The sequence below is a fragment of the Pseudomonas sp. GL93 genome, from assembly GCF_003408955.1.
Taxonomy (GTDB): domain Bacteria; phylum Pseudomonadota; class Gammaproteobacteria; order Pseudomonadales; family Pseudomonadaceae; genus Aquipseudomonas; species Aquipseudomonas paracarnis.
On sequence record NZ_NKRF01000135.1, the window covers coordinates 1 to 23,272 of the forward strand.

Here is a 23,272-nt window from a genome sequence, read left to right on the forward strand (position 1 = left end):
GGGCAAGGCGCAGGGCGATGTCCTGGCCATGCAACCGGCCACCAGCCAGGTCCAGGGCGCAAAACAACAAATCGCCGACTGGCAGGAAATCGCCCGCGCCCACCACAGCCGCGAGCCCGCCATCGAAGGCCTGCAACAGTTGCAAAAAGACGCCAAAGACCTGACCGCCCCGGCCATCCTGCTCAGCGCCCCCAAAGGCATCGGCGCGGTAACCCCCGCCAGCCTGCTGCTCAAAAGCGGTGAAGCGCTGTATGTGCAAAGCAACGATGAAATCAACCTGGCTGCCGCTCAACGCCTGTCCATTCAGGCCAACCAGGCCATCTCACTGCTGGCGCAACAGGAAGGCTTGCGCCTGGTCTCGGGCAAAGGCCCGTTGGAAATCGAATCCCACGGCGATTTGCTGAACCTGATTGCTCAGCAAAACATCACCGTGCAATCGGTGCAGGGGCACCTGCAACTGACCGCGAAAAACGGCATCACCCTGGGCTGCGGTGGCGGATACATCCGTATCAACCCCGCCGGCACCATCGATATCCACACCCCCGGCATGCTCAACCTGAAGGGGCAGCATGTGTGGGAAACCACCACCAGCCAGAGTTTCCCGATGCCTGAGTTGCCGCAGTCGGTGTGTGAGGAGTGCCTTGAAAAGGCCCGGAAAAAAGCCCTCGGCTTAGTGATGCGCCAAGGTTGATCAGAGAGGGGCATACATGGCAACCGCAACAGAATGGCAAGAACAGATCGAGCAGGTATGTGCCAACGTCGGTATCCACCAAGTTGATCTATTGCTCGACCAAACCGCCTGGGATAACTGTGCAGTGCCTGCGCTGCAGACATTGCGACCACAGATCCCATGGTTCTCTTTGTTCACCGGCATGCCCGAGGAAAACCTGTTGGAGCAGGCCCCGTTATTGATGCGCCTGGACCTCACGCATTGGCAGCATAAAGCCTGGCTGGAAGAACTGATGACGCACTGTGCCGCCGATGCCCGCTTGCTGGTACTTGTCTCGCCATTGCCTTTTGAAGCATTGAGCCGCGCCCTACAGTTGCTTTCGCAAATGACATGGGGCGGGCAAAGCGGTTTGTTGCGTTACTACGACCCGCGAGTTTTTCCATTGCTGGTGTCTTCGATACTCAGCAGCGAACAGTTGTCCGAGTACCTGCGTGTAGCCTGCTATTGGGGCTGGCTGGATCGAGATAATCAGCCGCAGTGGTTGCAAGGCATCGATCAAACCCAGCAAAACAGCCCCAACGTCAATGGCTGCCTGGAGCTGAGTGATCAGCAATGCAGCCTGATTGGTTGTATCTCTGATGCACAGAGACTGCTGGATGGAGGTAATTTTGACCACTTGGAAAAAAACCAGGAACTGCGCTTCGCCCGGTTGTATGCACTTGTCGTGCAGGCCAGCCAGGAAAATTATTTTGGTGATCTGACCGAATATGTAAGGCAGAAATTATGAGCCTCAACGAAAGCAATCCGTGGGGCAATATCGCGAGAAGAAATTGTTCGTGGCGGTTTAAGGTAGGTGTGCTTAAACGACTGATTACGCTTACATTTTTTGGTCTAATAACTATGATCGCCGGGTGTGGGACATTAGTTGAACGGGGCGCGTCGTCGAAAACATATCACGACTCAGATTACTACCTCGGTGTGAAATACGACTGGAACTTGCTCACGTTGAAGGGGCAGGGTTCTTACGATCCCATACCGACGCTTTGTTATTTAAGTATTGTTTGCCCATTCATTACGCTAGCCAGTATGCCAGTCGATTTGGCTGTCGATACGCTGATGCTGTACAGCGATCATAAAAACAAACTCATCGAAGATCGAAAGCTCAATGCGTATCTTCGAGATAAGTACTGTCTTGATGGGGAAGTAAAAGATGAACCGAAATTGCGAAAGGTTGATGTGGATTTTTGTCTGGGAATAAAGGGGTTTTGAGTGAATGCTTGCTGCTTAGATCTTCTTGTGAGCGGGCTTCCGAAAAACTCATGAGGTTGGTCGTACATAGTTCGCTGGGGTAAGGCTTGCACTACTTGATTGACTTAGTGGGGTTGCAACGTATGAGAAGATTGATAAGTAAAGCTTTTGCACAAGGAATGTTGGGCTTCCTCGGACTGACTTTGTTTGGCTGTTCGTCAGCGGATAATGAAATGACCGGTGGGAATATACAAGCGGTTAATCATACCTTGCATGGTATTAATTGGTTGTCGGTTAATGGATATAGAGCTGATGGAGGCGGGGGGAGGTCATGTTGTATCGTAATGCCAGCGAAGTGGCGTCCTGGTTTAAAGGCGAATATCGAATGGGAAGTTGATTCTGATCCTTATGCGTACTCAAAATGGCCAACAGATGAGAAAGGGTACTGGGATGCTCAAACAAAGCACAAAGCCAATTACCAACGCCACAGTGCCACGGTAGATATTCCTGAGTGGCCAGGAACAAAGCGATGTGGCTTGTCCGTGCATTTTTTGGTTTGTAATGGAGTCAAGGTCACGAGTTCATGCTGGGCGCCGAGCTCACCTAATTACCCTATTAAAGATCCTATGGAAATGAAGGAGCCTGCGCTATGTCCGAAGTAAAAAACGAACATAAAGAAAAATCTTGGGCGCCGCCAGATTTTCCTCCTGCAGGTCGTTTGCCTTCCGATCTTTCGAAGGTGAGCGCCAACTATGAACGCCAAACAGCCGAAGAAAATAATGAACGACAGAAAGCTAATGCGGGTGGGCAGAAGCAATACTCGAAATGCTGTAAGAGTTTGCATGTCAGCCTGTTTTTCGATGGCACCAATAACAATGAGCATAATGACACTAAGAACGAACATCCCAGTAATGTCGCTAAGCTGTTTCACGCTTCGTTAAGGGGGCGAACGGCAGAAAAAAACGGTTATTTCTCTTACTACATGCCTGGCGTCGGTACCCCATTCCCGGAAATCGGCGAACTGGATTACAACGAAGACGGGTTGAAATATGCCACCGGCGGCGAAGATCGTATCAATTGGGCTTTGATCCAAGTCGCCAGCGCGGTGTCATTCGCGCTGATCAACGAGGTAGTTGATGATTCCATTGCCAATACAAAAGTTGAAGCCATGAGTACATGGCGCGGACCACTAGGCAGTGCTTTCGGCGCAGGCAGGCGCCGGGCTGTAATGAGCGAAATATTTAACTCGCTGCAAGCTGCTGCGGCAAAAAAACCGCCAGCCCCCGAAGTGCTAGGTGTCAAACTCTACGTATACGGTTTCTCCCGTGGCGCCGCCGAAGCCCGCACCTTTGTTACCTGGCTAAGCCAGTTGTTTGAAACTCCACCCGGGGCAGAACAACCGGTGCAACGATTGGCCGGGCTGCCTATCAGCGTTGAGTTCCTGGGAATAATGGACACCGTGGCCTCGGTGGGCATTGCCCATGCAGTGCCGTTTTTCGACGGCCACATGGACTGGGCTGACGACAGCCAACTGCTGCCCGATGCCAAGCGTTTTCCAAACTTGGTCAAGCACTGCCGACACTTTGTCGCGGCTTTTGAGCAACGTTCCTGCTTTCCTCTGGACTCCATCCGCAATGAGGATGGCAGCTATCCAGCCAACTCCTATGAAGTGGTGTATCCCGGCGTGCATTCGGATGTGGGTGGTGGTTACCCAATGAATGATCAGGGCAAGGCACGAGGTGGTACCAACGAGCTGATCTCGCAGATTACGCTACATGATATGTATGCCGCGGCCTTCGCGATTGGTGCGCCTTTTCAGGTGCCCGAAGAGGTATTGCCGAAGACGCTACAGCCGGAAAAGTCATGGCGAATGATGTTGGAGTCGACGTTCACCGAATTTAAGGTTCACCCAACGGTAGCTGAACGCTTCAACGCCTGGCGCCGCAAAACCCTACCCGGCATCCAAACCGACACCTCCGCCAAGTTACCTGCCTGGGAGTACAAACCCTTCCCCCTCCACACCACCGTGGAAGACACGCTGGCCGAGCAGTTGCACTGGATCACCGGCTGGCGTATCGGCCGCTACGTCAACGACCGCGAAGGTAATAACGACAGCTACAAGCGCCAGCCGTATTTCAGAGGGGCCAAAGATGTCACGCCCTATGACGAGAGTCAGGAGCGCGAGGCCTATGAGAAAAAGCTCGCAGACTTGCCGAGTGAACGGCTGAAAAACCCTGCGCTGCCTGGCCCCCGAATCTACGAACCAACCATCGACCAGACCCAGCTCAGCCAGGCCGCCGCAGAATTCAAGAGCGATTACCTGGGCCAAAAGCGCAAGCAGACCGATTGGAAGGGCACCACGTTTGATGTGGTGCTGCGCGATGCGGTGTACCTGCTCAACCAGAATGACGAACGCCAGGACCACGACCGCATTGCCAAAGAAGGTAAGGTTCGCCACGACGTACTATTCCGTGACACCCAAGGCACACCCAGCACCGACCCGGACTCGGCCTTGCTGGTGGCGTTGTTCGATGACCAGATTCACGACTCTCGCGCCTGGTTCATGTACGACGCGTTGAAGAGCCGCGAAATGTGGGCCGGTTACTTCTTTTACCGCATGACCTATTTCGGTAACGAAAACAGCCGCGACCTGTCCCCGGTGGTGGTGGCTGGTCGGATATTGGGCGTCGCGATGATCGCCGGGGCCACGGTGTATGGCATCAAGCGCGCCGGCGGGCTGGGCGGAGTCGGCGGGCTGGCAGCGGGTATCGGTGTGGCGACCATTGGTTATCAGGTGATCGACAAGGCTACCGGGCTGGTGGTGCCGTTCTTGCCGGGCGCCGAGGAGTTGCTCAAGCCCACCGACAATATCGGCAAGGTGGTGGCCGAGCAGAAGCGCCAGATCGCGCAGGATGACTACCGCCAGCGCATCGCCAAGACCAGCGACATGTTGCGCAAGGCCGGTAGCCTGGTCGAACAGGTCGAGCAGATCAAGGCGGTGGTCGCATGATGCCGTTGGTGCGGGTGGGCGATCCGTTGCGGCCCTTTGGTGGTGAAGTCCTGGAAGGGCATTACCTGGCGTTCGGTAAGCCGGTGGCCTGCGTGGGTGACCTGGTGCGGTGCAACCTGCACGGCTTGACCCGGGTTGCCCAGGGAGCTTCGGGTTCGACCATGGATGGTAGGGCCGTGGCGCTGGATGGGCATCGGTGTGAGTGCGGTTGTCAGTTGGTGAGTACCTTGCCGGCGAGTTCGATGAGTGTCGCACCATGAACCGCCCGCCCGAGTACCCCGATTATCCTGAGCCGGGCGAGCCGCGCTGGGGGCACTGGTCGTTGGTGTTGGGATCGGTCGTCGGCGTGCAATCGGTGCTTCTGTTGATGCTTTGGCCCAAAGAGCAGCCGCGCCTGGAGATGTTGCTCTGGAGTGCATTGCTGCCCTTGGGCTGGGGAGCGGTGTTGGCCGTGCGGGTGTTGGTATGGCAGATCCTGCTGTTCAACCGCCAGGTGTACCTGCGCACCTCGCAAGTGGCCACGAACGCCTGGTGGCAACGGCATAGCCTTGGCCTGCCGGTGCAGAACGTGGTGTTGCTGGGGCCGGCGGGGGATGTGCAAGCCAATTACCTGCATTTGATGAAAGACGCGCCACCGCCAGAGGTATTCGAAGTGACGGGTGCCATACGCCCTCGGTTGCGTTGCCAGGTGTCATTGAGCGTGATCTCAGAGCGAGCCCCGGCATTGGCTAGACACATGGGGCGGTTGGTGTTGGCGTCTGCGGAGTTGAACGAGTGCTGGCCGCATTTACGGGCTGTCGTGTGGGTGGGCAGCAAGGCTAGCCAAACCGCCTTTGAGGAGGTGTTGACCAAGGGCGGCATTGTGCTGCCGTCGGCGCGTTTGCCCTTGCAGAATTTGGCGGATATGGACCACCTGATCGATGTTTTTCATCGTGACTGCTCTGGTGAAAACGACTGGTTGTTGTGTGCTGGCGTTTCGTCGGTAGCGGTCGCTGAAGAGGGTGAGTTGCCGGGTGAGGCGGGCTTCTACTGGCGAGTCAGCCGACACGGGCAGCAGCTGTTACACCGAGGCGAATACCTCGCTGATGGCGCGTCCGTCGAACTCTGCGCCCAGATGCAGCGTTATGCCGGATTGGAACAACCTCCCTCCGACTGCCTGGCATTGGACAAAGCCAGCCAGGACGCTTTCGTGGAAGGCGGTTGGTCGGCGGCGGGGCATCAACTGGCCGGGCAGTGGGGTGTGTTGGGGGATCTGGCGCCGTTTATCGGGATGTCCCTGGCATTGCTGCAAGCCGGTGCGGCTGGGCAGCCCTGTGGTTGGTTGAGTCAGGATGCAAATAAACGGTTGGCGATTGGAGTGGCGGTGCCTTATGGCAATAGTTAAGGACTTGGGGAAAGGTTCGTTGGCGCGTGTGGGGCTGGGCTATCTACTGCTTATTACACTGCTGGTGCTGTTGGGTTGCCTGGTCTACGGCTTGGGCGGCGACGCGTTGGGCTGGCCGCAGTTGCCGCTCAAGCAACTGGCGTTGTGGGGGCTGGGTGTGTGGTTCGCGCTCTGCTGGTTATGCCCGGTGGTGTTGCTGGCCTGGGATCGCCTGGCGGCTCGTCAGGCTGAGCGGGTGGTGGGCGTGGCTCCGTCAATTCCAGTCTCAGCGTTAAACCCACCACCGACTGATGCCGGCGCTGATCGGGTAAAGGCGTTACGCGCTCACCTGCGTGAGCACTACGGCCCCCTCTGGCGCCAAAAAGTCCGCCTCCTTCTCCTCATCGGCGACCCCGACACCGTCAACGCCATCGCCCCCAACCTCACCACCCGCCACTGGCTGGAAGGCCAGGGCACCGTCCTGCTGTGGGGCGGCAACGCCCATGAATCCCTGGAACAAACCTTCACCGCACACTGGTCCGGCCTGAGCCGCTGGCGCTCCCTGGACGGCGTAGTCTGGGCCTTGGACAACACCCAGGCCGCCGACGATGCCGCGATGGCCACCGGCGTGCGCCTGTTAAAACGCTTGGCGCATCACGTAGGTTGGCAGTTGCCCTTGTACCTGTGGCAAGTGTGCGCCAGCACCTGGGAGCAAACTGGCCGTGCGGTGCAACCGGTGGGCTGTGTATTGCCCGAGCGTTTCAGTGCGCAGGAACTGCAGGAGCAGTTGACCGAGTTGCTCACGCCGTTGCGCCGCGCCGGGCTGGGGCAGATGAATGAGACGTTGGCCCACGATTTTCTGCTGCGGTTGTCGCGGGATTTGCAGGCCAAGGGGATCGCCCGTTGGCGGCAGGTGTTGGAGCCGCTGACGCCCGAGTTTTCCCGGGGCGTGCCGTTGCGTGGGTTATGGTTCAGCCTGCCGGTGGCGCCGCTAAAGTCTGCTTCAAAAACCCACGACTGGTCCGCGCCTACCCCGTGGCAGGGTGTGCTTGACGATAACCGCACGGCTCGGCGTTTGGGCTGGGGCGTGGTGCGCGTCGGCTATGCGTTGGTGCTGGGGTTGGCGTTGATGTGGGGCGCGGGGTTGTTGCTGTCGTTCGTGACCAACCGCGTGCAGATTGGCGAGGTCGAGCGTTCGGTAGCGGCCTTGCAGCAGCCCGGCAGCGGCGACGTGCAGTTGACCGCGCTCAACGATTTGACCCGTGAGCTGGCGCGTCTGGATTACCGCGCCAAAAACGGCGTGCCGTGGTATCAGCGCTTCGGCCTGGAGCAAAACCAGAACCTGCTGGCAGCGGTGTGGCCGCATTACGTGCAGGCCAATAATCGTTTGATGCGCGACCCGGTGGTGGCCAACCTGCAAGGCCGGATCAAGGCATTTATCGCCTTGCCACCCGGCAGCGAACAGCGTGCGGGGGCCGCGGCGGGAGCTTATGAAAATTTGAAGGCGTACCTGATGCTGGCCCGGCCGCAGAAGGCCGATGCGACCTTTTTGCGCAAGGCGCTGGTAAACGCCGAACCCGCGCGCAGCGGCGTGACGAATGGGCTTTGGCAAGGGCTGTCGCCGGTCTTGTGGGGTTTCTATGGTGAGCAGTTGGCCGCGCACCCGGACTGGGCGATCACGGCCGACCCGGCGCTGGTGGCCCAGGCCCGTCAGGTGTTGCTCAGCCAGTTGGGCCAGCGCAATGCGCAGGCCGCGCTGTATCGCAAAGTGCTCGACATTGCGGCCAATCAATACCCGGCGTTGAGTCTGCACGGCATGGTCGGTGAAACCGATGCCTCGGCGCTGTTCACCACCACGGCCAGCGTAGCGGGGGTGTTTACCCGGCAGGCGTGGGAAGGCCGGGTGCGCCAGGCCATCAATGAGATCGCCGAAGCACGCCGCGAGGAGATCGACTGGGTGCTCAGCGACAGTCAGACCGACATCGCCAGCGAGCTGACCCCGCAGATGCTCAAGGAGCAACTCACCGAACGTTACTTCCAGGACTACGCCAGTGCCTGGCTGGACTTTCTCAACAGCCTGCGCTGGCGCAAGGCCGAGGGCATGGGCGATGTGATCGACCAGCTGACCCTGATGACCGACGTGCGCCAGTCGCCATTGATCGCGCTGATGAACACCCTGGCTTACCAGGGCCAGGCCGGCACGCGCACGCAAGCATTGGCCGATTCTCTGATGAAGTCGGCCAAAGACTTGCTCGACCAGGACAAGGTGCCGTTGATCGACCAGCAGAGCCAGGTACCGCGCAGTCCATTGGACGGCACCTTCGGGCCGCTGCTGACCCTGCTTGGCAAGGACGCCGAAGGCCAGGCCGACAGCGAGCGCCTGAGCCTGCAAGCCTTCCTTACCCGCGTGACGCGGGTGCGCCTGAAACTGCAACAAGTGAGCAGCGCCTCCGACCCACGGGAAATGACCCAGGCCCTGGCGCAGACGGTGTTCCAGGGCAAGAGCGTCGACCTCACCGACACCCAGTCCTACGGCAGCCTGATCGCCGCCAGCCTGGGTGCGGAGTGGGGCGTGGTTGGCCAGACGCTGTTCGTGCAGCCGCTGGCGCAAGCCTGGCAGCGGGTGCTGCAACCTTCGGCGGCAGGGCTCAACAACCAGTGGCGGCGGGCAATCGTCACCGACTGGCAGGGCGCGTTTGCCGGGCGTTATCCGTTCGCCAACACCACCAGCGACGCCTCGCTGCCGATGCTGGGGCAGATGATCCGCGCCGACTCCGGGCGCATCGAGCAGTTTTTGCAGAACCAACTGGGCGGCGTGCTGCGCAAGGAAGGCAGCCGCTGGGTGGCCGACCCGCGCCACAGTCAGGGGCTGCGCTTCAACCCGCAATTTCTGGCGGCGATCAACCAGCTCAGCCAGTTGGCCGACGTGATGTACACCGACGGCGGCATGGGCATGAGCTTCGAATTGCAAGGCCGACCGTCGCGCAACGTGGTGCAGACCAACTTCATTCTCAATGGCGAAGAGCACCAGTACTTCAACCAGCGCCAGGCGTGGCAGCGCTTCAACTGGCCGGGCTTCAGCGACGACCCGGGGGCGAGTTTGAGCTGGACCAGCGTGCAGAGTGGCGAGCGCCTGTTCGGGGATTTCGAAGGCACCTGGGGCCTGATCCGCCTGTTGGAAAAAGCCACGCTCACCCCGCTGGACGACGGCGACAGCCGCTTTCGCATGGTGCTCAAGGCCCCGGATGGCCTGGACCTGACCTGGAACTTGCGCACCGAAATGAGCACCGGGCCGCTGGCCTTGCTGGCGCTGCGCAACTTCACCTTGCCGCAGCAGATTTTTCTGGCTGAGGGCGCCACGGCCACTGCGCAAAACGGGAGCCTTGAATGAGCGATGAGGACCACTCGACTGTGTTCGTCCCATTAATAGGACGAATAATCACATTTTAACCGTCTAATCGAGCATTGGTTCTATCTGTAGGATTAACCCTACTTGATCGCCCGGTGGCGATCCTCACTTGGAGATCCCCCATGAAACTCTTGCACATCGATTCCAGCATCCTCGGCGACAACTCGGCCTCCCGTCAGCTCAGCGCCGGTGTGGTCAAGGCTTGGCAGGCCGCCCAGCCGGGTGTGGAAGTGACCTACCGCGACCTCGCCAGCGAAAGCATCAACCATTTCTCCGGCGCTACTCTGGGTGCATTGGGCACTGCCGCTGAACTGCGCGATGCGGCGCAAAAGCACGAGGCTGAACTGAGTGCATCGTCGCTGGCTGAGTTTCTCGCCGCCGATGCTGTGGTGGTGGGTGCGCCGATGTACAACTTCACCATCCCAACCCAATTGAAAGCCTGGATCGACCGCATCGCAGTCGCCGGCCAGACCTTCCGTTATTCCGAAGCAGGCCCTGAAGGCCTGTGCGGCAACAAGAAAGTCATTATTGTTTCCACCGCCGGTGGCCTGCATGCCGACCAAGCCTCGGGCGCAGCCCACGAAGGTTACTTGAAGCTGCTGTTCGGCTTCCTGGGCATCACCGACATTGAGATTGTTCGTGCTGAAGGCCTGGCCTACGGTGATGAAGTGCGCAGCAAAGCCATGAGCGACGCCAACGTGCGCATCAACGAGCAACTGTTCGCCGCTGCGTAAGGCTTATGTAAATTTGCCCTGTCCTCGGTTTCATTCTGAAACCGAGCGCCTAAACTCTGTATTCTGATCGCCTGAACGCGAGCGGAGTACGGAGTTTTTTCGTTGTGGCCCAGGTTATGCAGACATCCATTCGATACCCTGGACTTTTTATTCGACAGGCCGGTTTTTGTGCAGCAAAGGTGGACATCCCCATGATGCGTCTTTGTGCTGTTTTGGTTCTTTCGCTGTTGGGCGGCCTGGTTTCAGTGCACGCCGCGCCGGCACCGCACCCGCATTGGAGTGTGGGGTTTCATCGCATGAGTTTTCTCGACCCGCTGGATGCGCAGCCGATGAAAGCCATCGCGTTTTACCCCTCCACCGATGCCGAGCGCACCACCGCGCTGGGCGCCTACCATGTGGCGGCCGGCGAAGATGCCAAGGTGGCGATCGGGCGTTTCCCGATGTTGATGTTGTCCCACGGCAATACCGGCACGCCGCTGGCCCTGCATGACCTGGCCACCGCCTTGGCGCGCAAGGGCTTTGTGGTGGTGGCGGTGCTGCATCCCGGTGACAACTACAAGGACCACAGCCGCCTGGGCACCGTGAGCAATTTATATGGGCGGCCGATCCAGATCTCCCAGGCGATCACCGCCGCCTTGGCCGAGCCGATGCTGTCGCCCTTTGTCGATATCGATCAGATCGGCGTCATCGGTTATTCCGCCGGTGGCGAGACAGCATTGATTCTGGCGGGCGCCAAGCCGGATTTCGAACGTCTGCGTCGCTACTGCCACGAACGCCCCGAAGACCGCGACGCGTGCACCACCAAGGGCGAGTTGGTGGTCGATCGCGAAGACCTGCAACCCCAGGCCGACCCGCGCATCCATGCGTTAATGCTGATGGCGCCGCTGAGCTTGATGTTCGGCCGCCACACCCTGGCGGACGTGCATGTGCCGGTGCTGCTCTACAGTGGCGATGGCGACCAGTTGGTGGCCGTGGACAAGAACGCCGCCGCCCTGGCGCGCAAGCTGCCGCAGCCACCGGATTTCAAACTGTTGGCCGGGGCCGGGCACTTCGTGTTCATGGCGCCGTGTGACAGCGATCAACTGGCGAGCATGCCAGCCATTTGCACGGATGCCGATGGCGTCGACCGCGAAGGCATCCACCGCGATCTGGTCTCTGAGGCCGGGCGTTTTTTCAGCCATACCCTGGGCGAGGCCACGCGCGCCGGCTTGCAGACCGCTGATCAGTAGGCTCGGCGCTTGAGCAGTACGGTCAGGCCGAGCGCGCTGACCGACAGCAACGCCGCGCAGAAGAAGATCCAGCCATAGCCGAGGTTCAATGCCACGGCGCCCATCAACGGCCCGGCAATCGCCAGTGCCAGGTCGAAAAACACCGCATACGCACTCAGCCCCGCGCCGCGGCTGCTGTCCGGCACTTGCTTGATAGCTTCCACGCCGAGTGCCGGGTAAACCAGCGACAAACCAAAACCGGTCAACCCTGCGCCGATCAAGGCCACGCCGGTAGACGGCGCCAGCCACAACAGCGTCAGGCCCAGGGTTTCGATGAGCATGCAGGCGATGGCAGCGGTGAACCCGCCAAACCGGCTGATGGCTGAGATAAACACCAGGCGCGAGAGAATAAAACACACGCCAAATACCGTCAGGCAATACGCTGCACCGGCCCAGCCACGATTCAGGTAATACAGGGTGATGAAGGTCGTCAGCGTGCCGTAGCCAATCGAGGCCAGGCACAGGCTGGCGCCGAATGGTGCGATTCGCCCGAACACCGCCCAGAACGGCAGCCGTTCTCCGCGCACCACCGGCACCGACGGTTTATTGCGGATCAGCACCAGGCCCAACGCCGCCAGCACCGCCAGGGCAATACCCAGGCTGGCGTAGCCATAATCAGCCACCATCACCACACCCAGTGGCGCACCAATGGCAATGGCGCCATAGGAGGCGATGCCATTCCAGGAAATCGAGCGTGCGGTGTGCTCGGCGCCCACCGCGCCCATGCACCAACTGATGGTCCCCACGCCAATCAGGCCCTGGGCCACGCCCAGCAATAGGCGACCGGCGATCAGAATACCCAGGCTCAAGCTGGGCAGACTTTCCAGCAGTGTGGCGATAAAGGTCAGTACACCGCTGATCAGAATACCGGCCAGGCCCAGCACGATCGCACGTTTGGTACCGACGTTATCCGACATCCGCCCAGCCATCGGACGGCTGAGCAGTGTAGCCAGGTACTGAGAACCGATGGTCACCCCGGCCACCACGGCGCTGAAGCCCAGTTGCTCGTGCACATAGCCTGGAATCACCGCAATCGGCAGGCCGATGCAGATAAAGGCTATGAAGGTGTAGAAGACGATGGAAACGATCTGCAGGGTGATCGACAGGGAGGAGGGGGCGGCAGGCATGAATAGTCAATCGCTGGCGGGCGGTACAGCATCATGGCATATCCCGCCTGCCTGTAGGAGCGAGGGGGCGCCTACAGAGACCCCTGTGGGAGCGGGCTTGCCCGCGAAGGCGGTGTGTCAGTCACTGCATCTTTAACTGAACCACCGCTATCGCAGGCAAACCAGCTCCCACACTGGTTATGTATTGCCTATAAAATCAGCGTCTGGCACCGATTCCCTGTGGGAGCGGGCTTGCCCGCGAAGGCGGTGTGTCAGTCACTGCATCTTTAACTGAACCACCGCTATCGCAGGCAAACCAGCTCCCACACTGTTCGTGCATCGCCCATAAAATCAGCGCCCGGCACAGTGCGGATGCAAAAAGCCCTGTCACAGGGACAGGGCTTTTTCTTGCAGCTTGTAGCTTGCAGCTAAGTGCGGCTCTTAGAACACCACACCCTGGCTGCGCAGGTAGTCGTCATAGGTGCCGCTGAAGTCGATCACGCCGCTAGGGCTCAACTCGATAATGCGGGTGGCCAGGGACGATACGAACTCACGGTCGTGGCTGACGAAGATCAGCGTGCCCGGGTAGTTCTCCAGCGCCAGGTTCAGCGCTTCGATGGATTCCATGTCCAAGTGGTTGGTCGGTTCGTCCATGATCAGCACGTTGGGCTTTTGCAGGATCAGCTTGCCGAACAGCATGCGACCTTGTTCACCACCGGAGATTACTTTGACCGACTTCTGGATCTCGTCGTTGGAGAACAACATACGGCCCAGGGTGCCGCGAATCATTTGCTCGCCTTGGGTCCATTGGCCCATCCAGTCGAACAGGCTCACGTCGTCTTCGAAGTCGTGGGCGTGGTCCTGGGCGTAGTAGCCCAGCTCGGCGGCGTCGGTCCACTTGATGCTGCCGGCGTCCGGGGTCAGTTCGTTGACCAGGGTGCGCAGCAGGGTGGTCTTGCCGATACCGTTCGGGCCGATGATCGCCACGCGTTCGCCCGCTTCAACCTGGAAGCTGAAGTCCTTGAACAGCGGCTTGCCGTCGAAACCTTTGGCCATTTTTTCGACCATGACCGCCTGGCGGTGCAGCTTTTTGTTCTGCTCGAAACGGATGAACGGGCTCACACGGCTCGACGGTTTGACTTCGGCCAACTGGATCTTGTCGATCGCCTTGGCACGGGAGGTCGCCTGCTTGGCTTTCGAGGCGTTGGCCGAGAAGCGGCTGACGAAGGATTGCAGTTCGGAGATCTGCGCTTTCTTCTTGGCGTTGTCCGACAGCAACTGCTCGCGGGACTGGGTCGCCACGGTCATGTACTCGTCGTAGTTGCCCGGGAACAGGCGTAGTTCGCCGTAGTCCAGGTCAGCCATGTGGGTGCACACGCTGTTCAGGAAGTGACGGTCGTGAGAGATGATGATCATCAGGCTGGAGCGCTGGGTCAGGATGTTTTCCAGCCAGCGGATGGTGTTGATGTCCAAGTGGTTGGTCGGTTCGTCGAGCAACAGCACTTCCGGGTCGGAGAACAGCGCCTGGGCCAGCAGTACGCGCAGTTTCCAGCCGGGGGACACTTCACTCATCGGGCCGAAATGCTGCTCCAGGGGAATACCCAGGCCCAGCAGCAGCTCACCGGCGCGGGATTCGGCGGTGTAGCCGTCCATCTCGGCGAACTCGGTTTCCAGTTCGGCCACGGCCATGCCATCTTCTTCGCTCATTTCCGGCAGCGAGTAGATGCGGTCGCGCTCAGCCTTGACCTTCCACAGCTCCTCGTGGCCCATGATCACGGTGTCGAGTACGGTGAATTCTTCGTAGGCGAACTGGTCCTGGCGCAGTTTACCCAGGCGCACATTCGGCTCCAGCATTACCTGGCCGCCGGACGGGTCGAGGTCGCCACCGAGGATTTTCATGAAGGTCGACTTGCCGCAACCGTTGGCACCGATCAAGCCATAGCGGTTGCCGGCGCCGAACTTGACCGAGACGTTCTCGAAGAGCGGCTTGGCGCCGAACTGCATGGTGATGTTAGCTGTGGAGATCAATTACTTTACCTATCAATGGGTTGCGAGCGTGACGGCAGGTGCCTTCAGGCGTGCGTCAACAGCGACATCAAGGCGCGAAACCCGGTCGCTGAGCACAAAATTTGGGATGTGTGTTGGAATTTGGCGCGCATTGTCGCATATGTCAGGCGACAGTTGTATGGCGAGCGAAGGATGGTTTTGCCAATGTCTCCGGCATGGCCAGCCACAACAGCATCAAGGCAACGGCTGCAACCGCCGCCAACGTCAGGAAGGCCGCGTTGTAGCCAGCTTGCTGCACCACGAAACCGGCCAGGCTGCTACTGAGCGCCGCGCCGAGGCCGAATACGGTGGAGAGGGCCCCCAGGCTGACGTTGAAGCGCCCGGTGCCTTGGGTCAGGTCTTTGACGATTACCGGGAAGAGGGCGCCGAATATGCCGGCACCGATACCGTCGAGCATCTGCACGGCCACCAGCCAGTAGGGGTCGCTGGACAGGGTATAGAGCACGCCACGCAGTGGCAGTATCAGGAAACCGGCAAGCAACAGCGGCTTGCGCCCCCAGATATCGGCCTTGAGCCCGACCAGCCAGGCCATCGGCACCATCACCAATTGGGCGGCGACAATGCAGGCTGACGTCAGCGGGGTGGCCATCTGCAGATTGATCTGCGCCAGTTTCTGGCTGACCAGCGGCAGCATCGCGGCATTGGCCAGGTGAAACAGTGCGCAGCAGATGGCGAACAGTAGCAGCGGTTGGTTGGCCAGCAATGCTTTCAGGCCCGAGGGCTGTTCATGGTCGTTGTGATGGGCCGGATCGAAACCACGGGCGACCTCATGGTCAATTGCCTTGGCCGGCACGCAACTGACCGCAATGACACTGGCGACGGCCATGAACGCCATCAGGTAGAACACCACCACCGGTCCGAACAGGTAGGCCAGCCCGCCGGCCAGCAACGCGGCCACGGCATTGCCGGCGTGGTTGAAGGTCTCGTTGCGCCCGGTACGCCGGGTGAAGGCGCGCGGCCCGGTGATCCCCAGCGAAATCGCGGAAATGGCCGGGGCAAAGACAGAGGCGGCTACGGCGCTGGCAGCCTGGGTCAACGCTACCCAGCCAAACGAACTGACGAAGGGCAGCATCAGGCAACTGCCCGTTACCAACAGCGCGGCAATGGCAACCACCGCGCGTTTGCTGCGAGTGCGGTCGATCAGCGCACCCGCAGGGCCTTGGGTCAGCAAGGCAGCGATGCCTGCCAGGGTCATGACCACACCAATGCTGGCCGGCTCCCATTGATGCACGGCCAGCAGGTAGATCGCCAGGTACGGTCCGAGACCGTCGCGCACATCGGCGAGAAAGAAGTTCAAGCTGTCCAGCGATAGAGCGATGCGCAGGTCTGAATGACGGGCCACGAGGCGACCTTCAAGAGCGGCGTTCAGGGGCTGAGCGCGCGTTGAGTTAATGACCGGTGGGCTGGGTGATAAGTTTCGCGGTGGGCCAGGGTTTCCTCCTGCGCGCATTTAATTTACTTTCCAAAGCCCACTGTAATGAATTTTTGGAGAAGCAATGGACATGCCCTCAGCGCAAGAGGCGATCGCCAGCAATAGAAATGCCTGGGACGAATCCGCCGGGTTGCACAAAGATACCGCGACCTGGGCGGCACTGCTGGCCTCGGTAGCAGAGCCTGATTTTTCCTGCCTTGACCCGACCATCACCACCTTGCTGCAAGAGGTGGGCGTGGTGGGCAAGGACGTGGTGCAATTGTGCTGCAACAACGGGCGCGAAAGCCTTTCGTTGTATGGCTTGGGCGCCCGTTCGGTGGTGGGGGTTGATCAATCCCGGGCGTTTCTTGAACAGGCGCGGGAGTTGGCCGAGGTCTCGCCACACAGCCCTGAGTTTATTGAGGCCGATATCCACCATTTGCCCGAGCGTTTGCAGGCACGGTTCGATATTGCCCTGGTGACCATTGGCGTGCTGGGTTGGATGCCGGATGTGGCGTTGTTCATGCAGCAGGTTGCCAGTGTGCTGAAGCCCGGCGGTACGTTGGTCATGTACGAAACCCATCCCTTTCTCGAGATGTTTGACCCCTGTGGGGCCAACCCGATGCTGCCTGCCAGTTCTTACTTCCAGCGCGAACCCTTTGTGCTGCAGGAGGCAATTGTCTATGAAGGGAAGGATGAGCGGCCCGGGCCGACCTCCTATTGGTATGTACATACCCTGGGCAGTGTGGTCAGCGGGGCTATCGCAGCGCAGTTGCAGATCGCTGATTTGCAGGAATACCCGCATTCCAACCGAGAAGAACTCTACGATCAATATGAGCATCAGGCCGCGCAACTGCCCCTGTGCTTTACCATGACCGCGATCAGGCGTGATGGCTGATCAAGGTTTGCGCACGCAAAAAAAGGCCCGCGAGGAGAGGGCGGGCCAAGTGATTCACTGGAGTAGGTAGGGCTGACCTTATAGGTTGAAAAGTGAAGGCCTTGTGAAAATGCCGTGATCAAATCGGATAATCACGTCTTATGTGTCCACCTGTGGCGAGGGAGCTTGCTCCCGTAACGGCCTGCCAGCCACCGCCTATCTGCCTGACGCCCCGCGTTCCAACATGTGGGAGCTGGCTTGCCTGCGATAGCGGTGTATCAGTGACAGGTTAGTTGATCTGACCCACCGCTATCGCAGGCAAGCCAGCTCCCACATTTGATCAAGAGCGCCGTACGAAGGTGCGCATGGTTTGCCCTGGGCCGGCGGTGAACACGGTGGGCCTGGGCATGCCTTCATCCGCTGCGATAAATACGAAATCATCGCCGTCGAGCCGGTAACTGGCGGGGAGCTGTTTGCCTGCATCATCACCCATGTCGTCCGTCCAGGTAATGCTTTTGGGCGTGGTACTGGCGTCCAGTACGAAGCGTCCCGCCAATAATACTTCGCCACTGACCGTGGTCACTTCGAAGCGATCCCCCGCAATTGTCGTCGTCGCTCCCGGCGCGCTGTGGGCATCCACGGGGTTGAGCACGCCACCGTCTTCAAGAGCTGTTTGTTCCCAAGTGCCTTGCAGTGCGTGAAAGTCCGAGGCTGAAAGCGGTGACATGCAAACTCCTTATTGCTGTTCAAAAAAATGTTCAATTGTATTGAGGCTGACACTGTCCCACCTGTAGGCGAAATTTTTTTCTTTATAAGACAGGTATTTGACAGCTTTTTCATGTTGTATTGACTACGCTTGCAACCAGATCAGTCTGACATGGCTGTGTCATTTGACTTACTCACCGAAATGAAACCGAAATAATCCCTAAGTCTGTGGGATATTTCAGGGGACTGAGTGGTCACATCGCCATTGGTCTGCCGTATCCAGGGCGTTGCCCCTGATTTTTGAAGTCATTCAGACTTCTGAGAATGATGGCCTTTTAGTATTATTTTAAGGTGTTCTTATTTTGAATCGTACTTCCCCGCTTCCGCCTTCCGCAGCGTCTGATGAAATTGATTTATTTGAATTGTTTCACGCCATCTGGCGACAAAAAAAGCTGGTGGTCGGGTGTACGCTTCTGGCCGGGGTATTAGGCGCAGGTTATGCCTTCCTGGCACCCAAGACGTATGAAGTCAGCAGTGTGTTACGGCCTGCGGCAATCAACGAGCTAGACGCCTTGAACCGTTCGGAAGTGTATAAATTGCCGCCTGCCGATGCGTTGCTCAAAGTGGGCGCGCAGTTGGACTCTTATGATGCGCGTCTGGGATTCTTCAAAGATCATGAGGAGCTGTTCAAGGCGTTCAAGAAACCGGGGCAAACCCTTGAGCAGAGCTTTGAGGCGTTCAACCGTAATTCCGTCAATCTGATTTTGCCCGACCCCAAGAAATCCGATTCGTTGAGCAGCTACATCCGTCTGGAGCTGCAATACCCGACCGACGTCGATGGTGTCGCGATCCTCAACGGTTTTGTGGACTACGCCATTGCCGCCGAGCGTCAGCAAGTGGGGGCCGACCTCAAGGTGATCGTCAATAACCGCTTGAGCGAGCTCAAGGGCAAGATCGACGCCGCCCGCGCCAACTACGATACCGATAAAGAATCGAAAATCGCCAAGCTGCTGGAAGCTGACCGGCTCAAGCGTGCCCAACTGCAGGACGAGCTCAGCGCTTTGCGCTTGCAGATGAAGATGGAGCGCACCAACCGCCTGGCCGAATTGGCCGAAGCGATCAGCATTGCCAAGTCCATGGGCATCCGTACGCCGACAACGCCGTCCTCTATGGCTGACTCCACCCGCACGGGTTCGAGCCAGGTCATGCGTACCGAGGTGAACAACCAGAAGATCCCGCTGTATTTCATGGGGACCGAGGCGTTGGAAGCCGAGCGCGCTGCATTGCAGCAGCGTACCAGCGATGACTTTACCAACCCGCGCATTGCCGAGATCGGCAAAGAGCTGCAACTGCTGGAAAGCAACCGCGAGGTTGAGGTGCTGCGCAAGCGTGGCAATGAAGACATCTTCTTGCAGGACGTCGAGCCGCTTCGGGCTGAAGTCGCCAGGTTGCGTGGTTTGAACATCGACATGAGCAACCTCAAGCTGGTGACGATTGACCGTCGAGCCCAGGAGCCTCTGTCGCCGATCAAGCCGAAAAAACCGCTGGTCATCGCGTTGAGCCTCGTCGGCGGCCTGTTGCTGGGCCTGATGATTGCGCTGATCCGCTACTTCGTTCGCAGCCGCACCCAGGCCGTTCCCTATACGGCATTAGGGGATCGCCGCGACGATAAAGACACCCCGCTGTAACCCTTCAAACGCCCTCAAACAGGCAGGCTCATGGGCCTGCCTGCTCCTACCCCCAGCACACTCAGTAGACAGCTTTTCACAATTCTTAGTTAACCTTTGGTTACAAAGTGTGGCTAAATAACTGCCAATGGACGCACGCAGGCGGTTATCCCGCCGGCCGTGTCGCCTGTATGTGAATTGTGATTTCAGGTGCTGCTTATCCATCCTCGGCCGTTGTGGGCCCGCAGGAGCAGCCTGTTCTCTCCCTGACGTGTGACGAATCCCTTGAAACTCATCATTGTTGCTCTCTACGTTGCTTCCATTGCGTATGTACACCTGCGCGGTCGGGTGCGACACAAGCTGGGTCGCCAGCTTAGCGATCACTCGACGTTCCTGGCGCCGATCAACTGTTTCCTGTACCTGTTCTCCAAGCAGCCCAGCCGTCCCTTTCTCTCGCCCAGCGACTTCCCAGACCTGAGCCCATTGCAGGAGCACTGGGAAGAGATCCGCGAAGAAGGCCAGAATCTGATGCGGGCGGGGGAGATCAAGCGCTCGGAGCAATACAACGACGTAGGTTTCAACTCGTTTTTCAAGACCGGCTGGAAGCGTTTCTACCTCAAGTGGTACGGCGACAGTCATCCGTCGGCGATGAAGTTGTGCCCGCGCACCACCGAGCTGGTGCAGAGCATCGGCTCGATCAAGGCGGCGATGTTCGCCGAGCTGCCTCCGGGCTCCAAGCTGGTGCGTCACCGAGACCCGTATGCAGGCTCCTACCGTTATCACCTGGGGCTGGATACGCCTAATGACCCAGGCTGCTATATCAACGTGGATGGTGAAAACTATTACTGGCGCGACGGTGAGCCGGTGATGTTTGACGAGACTTACATTCACTACGCGGAAAACACCACCCAACAGAACCGCATCATTCTGTTCTGCGACATCGAACGGCCGATGAAGTACCGCTGGGCAGCAGCGTTCAACCGTTGGTTCAGCCGCAATGTGATGGCGGCCGCGGGTTCGCCCAACGATGAGGGCGACAAGACCGGCGGCCTCAACCGTGCCTTCACCCGTCTGTATAAGATTCGCCTGCGTGGCAAAGAGCTCAAGAAGCGCAATCGCACGCGCTACTACCTGGAAAAGTGGGCGATCTTTGCCGGTCTGGCGCTGATCTTCATTCTTATCTGACCTGGCTCAGGGCGCGGATCACCCAGGGGGTTGCGCGCCCAACTTGTCCCACATCTTTTTGCTGATCTTCTGTCGATTGGCATACCCCGCCCAGGGGTCATCCTTCAACGCCTGCAGCCGCTGGTGCAGGTTCGCCACTGTCCACTGCTGGGCGCCACGCAATCCTTTCAACTCCTCTCGACTCACCGGCACCGACACTGGCAGGCCTGGGCGTGCCCGCACTGAATACGCCGCCACGGTGCTGGCGCCACGGGCGTTGCGCAGGTAATCGATAAAGATCTTGCCCACGCGGTTCTTGGGGCCACTGGTGGCGGTAAAGCGTTCGGGCAGTTGCCGGGTCATGAATTGGGCAATAGCTTTGGCGAACGCCTTCACGGTGTCCCAGCCGTCGCGCCGGGCCAACGGCACGATCAAATGCAGGCCCTTGCCGCCGCTGGTTTTGACGAAAGCTTGCAAGCCCAGCTCATCGAGTACTGACAGGGTCAGTTGGGCGGCTTCCAGCATGGCTTTCCAGGGCAGGGCCGGGTCCGGGTCGAGATCAAGGATGAACAGGTCGGGCGTTTCAATCTTGTCTGCGGTAGCGCCCCAGGTGTGAAACTCGACCGTACCCATTTGCACGGCACCGACCAGTGCGTCCACGCTGTCTATTTCCATCAGGCGCGCATGGCCTGGGTCCAGCGCCGGGTCCAATTGCTTGATGTGTGGGATGGCCATACGCTCTGAGTGCTTCTGGAAGAACTGCTCACCTTCGATCCCTTCCGGCGCCCGCAACAATGACACGGCACGTCCACGCAGGAAGGGCAGTATCCATTCACTGATATCGGTGTAGAACTGCGCCAGTTGCTGTTTTTGCGTGCCGCTGTGCTTGTCGATAATGCGATCGGGGTGAGTGATTTTCACGTTCTTCACCGTTGCCTGGGCTTTACCGGCTTTCGATGCCCCGGATGCCTTGACCGACTTGGCCGCACGCGGCTGTTCATGAATGATCTGCGACGCTGGCTTGTCGGTGCGCAGGCCCACAAACGCTGCCTGGCGCACCACGCCTTCACGGGTCCATTCGGCAAATTGCACCTCACCGACCAGGCTCGGCTCAACCCAGTGCACGCCACGGGCCTGGGCACTGGTCAATGGCTTTTGCAGTGGCGAGTCCTTGCGCTCAAGCGGGGTGAGCTGGGCATAGATACTTTTCAGCGCGGCCTGGTCAAAGCCCGTGCCCACGCGCCCGGCATACACCAGGCCCGCCTCATCGTTGACCGCCAGCAGCAGCGCACCAAAGCCGCTGCGCGAACCTTGGGGGCGGGTGTAGCCCACAATCACGAATTCCTGGCGCAGGCGGCATTTGAGCTTGATCCAATTGTCACTACGCCGCGACACGTAGGGGCTGCCGGCACGTTTGCCGATCACGCCTTCGAGCGCCAGGTCACAGGCGCTCTCGAAAATATCGCGTTGGCTGGCGGCAAAGGCTTCGGAGAAGCGCAGCAGTTTGCTTCGGCTGCCGGACAGTGCAGATTTAAGCGCGGCCCGACGGTCTTCGACCGGGTCTTCACGTTGGTCGCGGCCGTTCAAAAACGGTGCATCGAACAGGTAATAGACGATATCCAAACTGCGGCCGATATCGAACGCGTTTTGCAGCGCCTGGAAATCCGGCAGCCCGTCGCCATTGAGGCTGACCACTTCGCCATCCAGCCAACTGTCCTTGAGCTTGAGGGCTTGCAAGGCTTTGCACTGACGCGGCAGGCGCTCGGTCCAGTCGTGGCCGTTGCGGGTGAACAGGCGCACTTGACCGTCACGAATGCGCGCCATAATGCGGTAGCCGTCGAACTTGATCTCGTAGCGCCAATCACCTTCGGGCGCCCGGTCCACCAAGGTTGCCAATTGGGGGGCGAACTCATCCGGCAGGACAGCGTTGCGCTTGGGCGCTTTGGCTGTTGGCGCGGCCTTGGGTTTGGCCTTCGCCTTGGCCTTTGGCTTACCCACCACCGCATCGCTGAGCACGCTGGCGGGCTCGGCCTGGACGATATCGAACTCAGAGGCTGGGCGCGCCTGCTGATCGTTTTCCTTGATCAACAGCCATTGCTCCTTGTCGCCGCTGCCCTTGAGCCGGGTTCGTACCAGGGCCCAGTCACCGGAGAGTTTCTCACCCACCAGGGTGAATTTGAGTTTGCCCGCCGCGTAGGCTTTGCGCGGGTCATCGTGGGGCTGCCAGATGCCTCGGTCCCACACGATCACATCCCCCGCACCGTATTGGCCGGCGGGAATGCTGCCCTCGAAACTGCCGTAGCTCAGTGGGTGGTCTTCAACATGCACCGCCAGACGTTTCTGGCTCGGGTCCAGGCTTGGGCCCTTGGGCACCGCCCAACTCAGCAGCACGCCATCGAGTTCCAGGCGAAAGTCGTAATGCAGGTTGCGCGCATCGTGCTTTTGAATCACAAAGCTCAGGGCCGAGACGTTCCGCTTGCTGGCGGGTGAGCTGCCGGCGGGTTCGGCGGTGATCTTGAAATCGCGCTTGCGGTTGTACTCACTCAGGGGCTTTGCCATGTCGTTCTCCCGTC

General features: G+C 59.3%; 18 protein-coding genes. 13 read left to right on the top strand and 5 right to left on the bottom strand.

The genetic code is table 11. The annotated features are described in order from the left end of the window. The 10 genes from CER19_RS27730 to CER19_RS27775 all read left to right on the top strand — a co-directional run. The coding region (locus CER19_RS27730) for a DUF2345 domain-containing protein (RefSeq protein WP_133298371.1) at window positions 1-691 on the top strand (691 nt) is incomplete at its 5' end. 16 nt (window positions 692-707) lie between these two features. Continuing rightward, complete coding sequence (locus CER19_RS27735) at window positions 708-1,457, top strand: DUF4123 domain-containing protein (protein ID WP_116668701.1); 750 nt, start codon at window positions 708-710, stop codon at window positions 1,455-1,457. Then, window positions 1,454-1,939: a YceK/YidQ family lipoprotein gene (locus tag CER19_RS27740; RefSeq protein WP_116668702.1), complete on the top strand. Its 486-nt coding sequence runs from the start codon at window positions 1,454-1,456 to the stop codon at window positions 1,937-1,939. The genes CER19_RS27735 and CER19_RS27740 overlap by 4 nt, the downstream gene beginning before the upstream one ends. Before the next feature lie 122 nt (window positions 1,940-2,061). Next, window positions 2,062-2,580 (top strand): DUF3304 domain-containing protein, encoded by a 519-nt coding sequence (locus CER19_RS27745; protein ID WP_116668780.1) that lies wholly within the window; start codon window positions 2,062-2,064, stop codon window positions 2,578-2,580. Continuing rightward, on the top strand, window positions 2,568-4,928 hold the full coding sequence (locus CER19_RS27750; protein ID WP_116668703.1) for a DUF2235 domain-containing protein: 2,361 nt from the start codon (window positions 2,568-2,570) through the stop codon (window positions 4,926-4,928). The genes CER19_RS27745 and CER19_RS27750 overlap by 13 nt, the downstream gene beginning before the upstream one ends. Continuing rightward, on the top strand, window positions 4,925-5,188 hold the full coding sequence (locus CER19_RS27755; RefSeq protein WP_116668704.1) for a PAAR domain-containing protein: 264 nt from the start codon (window positions 4,925-4,927) through the stop codon (window positions 5,186-5,188). Before CER19_RS27750 ends, CER19_RS27755 begins: the two co-directional genes overlap by 4 nt. 140 nt (window positions 5,189-5,328) lie before the next feature. Further along, complete coding sequence (locus CER19_RS27760) at window positions 5,329-6,312, top strand: hypothetical protein (protein WP_116668781.1); 984 nt, start codon at window positions 5,329-5,331, stop codon at window positions 6,310-6,312. After that, a complete protein-coding gene (locus CER19_RS27765) occupies window positions 6,299-9,682 on the top strand; it encodes an ImcF-related family protein (RefSeq protein ID WP_116668705.1) in 3,384 nt (1,127 codons plus the stop codon). Before CER19_RS27760 ends, CER19_RS27765 begins: the two co-directional genes overlap by 14 nt. Window positions 9,683-9,822: 140 nt before the next feature. After that, window positions 9,823-10,434, top strand: a complete 612-nt coding sequence (locus CER19_RS27770; RefSeq protein ID WP_116668706.1) for an FMN-dependent NADH-azoreductase — start codon at window positions 9,823-9,825, stop codon at window positions 10,432-10,434. Between the two features lie 191 nt (window positions 10,435-10,625). Next, on the top strand, window positions 10,626-11,663 hold the full coding sequence (locus CER19_RS27775) for a dienelactone hydrolase (protein ID WP_116668707.1): 1,038 nt from the start codon (window positions 10,626-10,628) through the stop codon (window positions 11,661-11,663). On the opposite strand, the gene CER19_RS27780 is transcribed toward CER19_RS27775, so the two are convergent. From CER19_RS27780 to CER19_RS27790, 3 genes are all read right to left on the bottom strand, one after another. Beyond that, window positions 11,657-12,829, bottom strand: coding sequence for an MFS transporter (locus CER19_RS27780; protein ID WP_116668708.1), 1,173 nt, complete (start codon window positions 12,827-12,829; stop codon window positions 11,657-11,659). The two genes, CER19_RS27775 and CER19_RS27780, sit on opposite strands and share 7 nt — an antisense overlap. 420 nt (window positions 12,830-13,249) lie before the next feature. Continuing rightward, window positions 13,250-14,836: an ABC-F family ATPase gene (locus CER19_RS27785; protein WP_003191057.1), complete on the bottom strand. Its 1,587-nt coding sequence runs from the start codon at window positions 14,834-14,836 to the stop codon at window positions 13,250-13,252. Window positions 14,837-14,978: 142 nt separating this feature from the next. Continuing rightward, on the bottom strand, window positions 14,979-16,217 hold the full coding sequence (locus tag CER19_RS27790) for an MFS transporter (protein WP_116668709.1): 1,239 nt from the start codon (window positions 16,215-16,217) through the stop codon (window positions 14,979-14,981). A 154-nt stretch (window positions 16,218-16,371) separates the two neighbouring features. Here CER19_RS27790 and CER19_RS27795 point away from each other — a divergent pair, with 154 nt between their 5' ends. After that, window positions 16,372-17,184, top strand: a complete 813-nt coding sequence (locus CER19_RS27795; protein WP_116668710.1) for a bifunctional 2-polyprenyl-6-hydroxyphenol methylase/3-demethylubiquinol 3-O-methyltransferase UbiG — start codon at window positions 16,372-16,374, stop codon at window positions 17,182-17,184. A gap of 319 nt (window positions 17,185-17,503) precedes the next feature. Here the strand turns inward: CER19_RS27795 and CER19_RS27800 are convergent, their stop codons facing one another. Then, window positions 17,504-17,890, bottom strand: coding sequence for a TIGR03067 domain-containing protein (locus CER19_RS27800; protein WP_116668711.1), 387 nt, complete (start codon window positions 17,888-17,890; stop codon window positions 17,504-17,506). Between the two features lie 340 nt (window positions 17,891-18,230). Here CER19_RS27800 and CER19_RS27805 point away from each other — a divergent pair, with 340 nt between their 5' ends. Then, entirely contained in the window at window positions 18,231-19,556 is a 1,326-nt protein-coding gene (locus CER19_RS27805) for a Wzz/FepE/Etk N-terminal domain-containing protein (protein WP_116668712.1), read from the top strand. Window positions 19,557-19,820: 264 nt separating this feature from the next. After that, a complete protein-coding gene (lpxO, locus tag CER19_RS27810) occupies window positions 19,821-20,720 on the top strand; it encodes a lipid A hydroxylase LpxO (protein ID WP_044273650.1) in 900 nt (299 codons plus the stop codon). Window positions 20,721-20,738: 18 nt separating this feature from the next. On the opposite strand, the gene ligD is transcribed toward lpxO, so the two are convergent. Further along, window positions 20,739-23,258 carry a DNA ligase D gene (ligD, locus tag CER19_RS27815; protein ID WP_116668713.1) on the bottom strand — a complete coding sequence of 840 codons (2,520 nt, stop codon included), beginning with the start codon at window positions 23,256-23,258 and terminating at the stop codon, window positions 20,739-20,741. Window positions 23,259-23,272 lie beyond the last annotated feature (14 nt).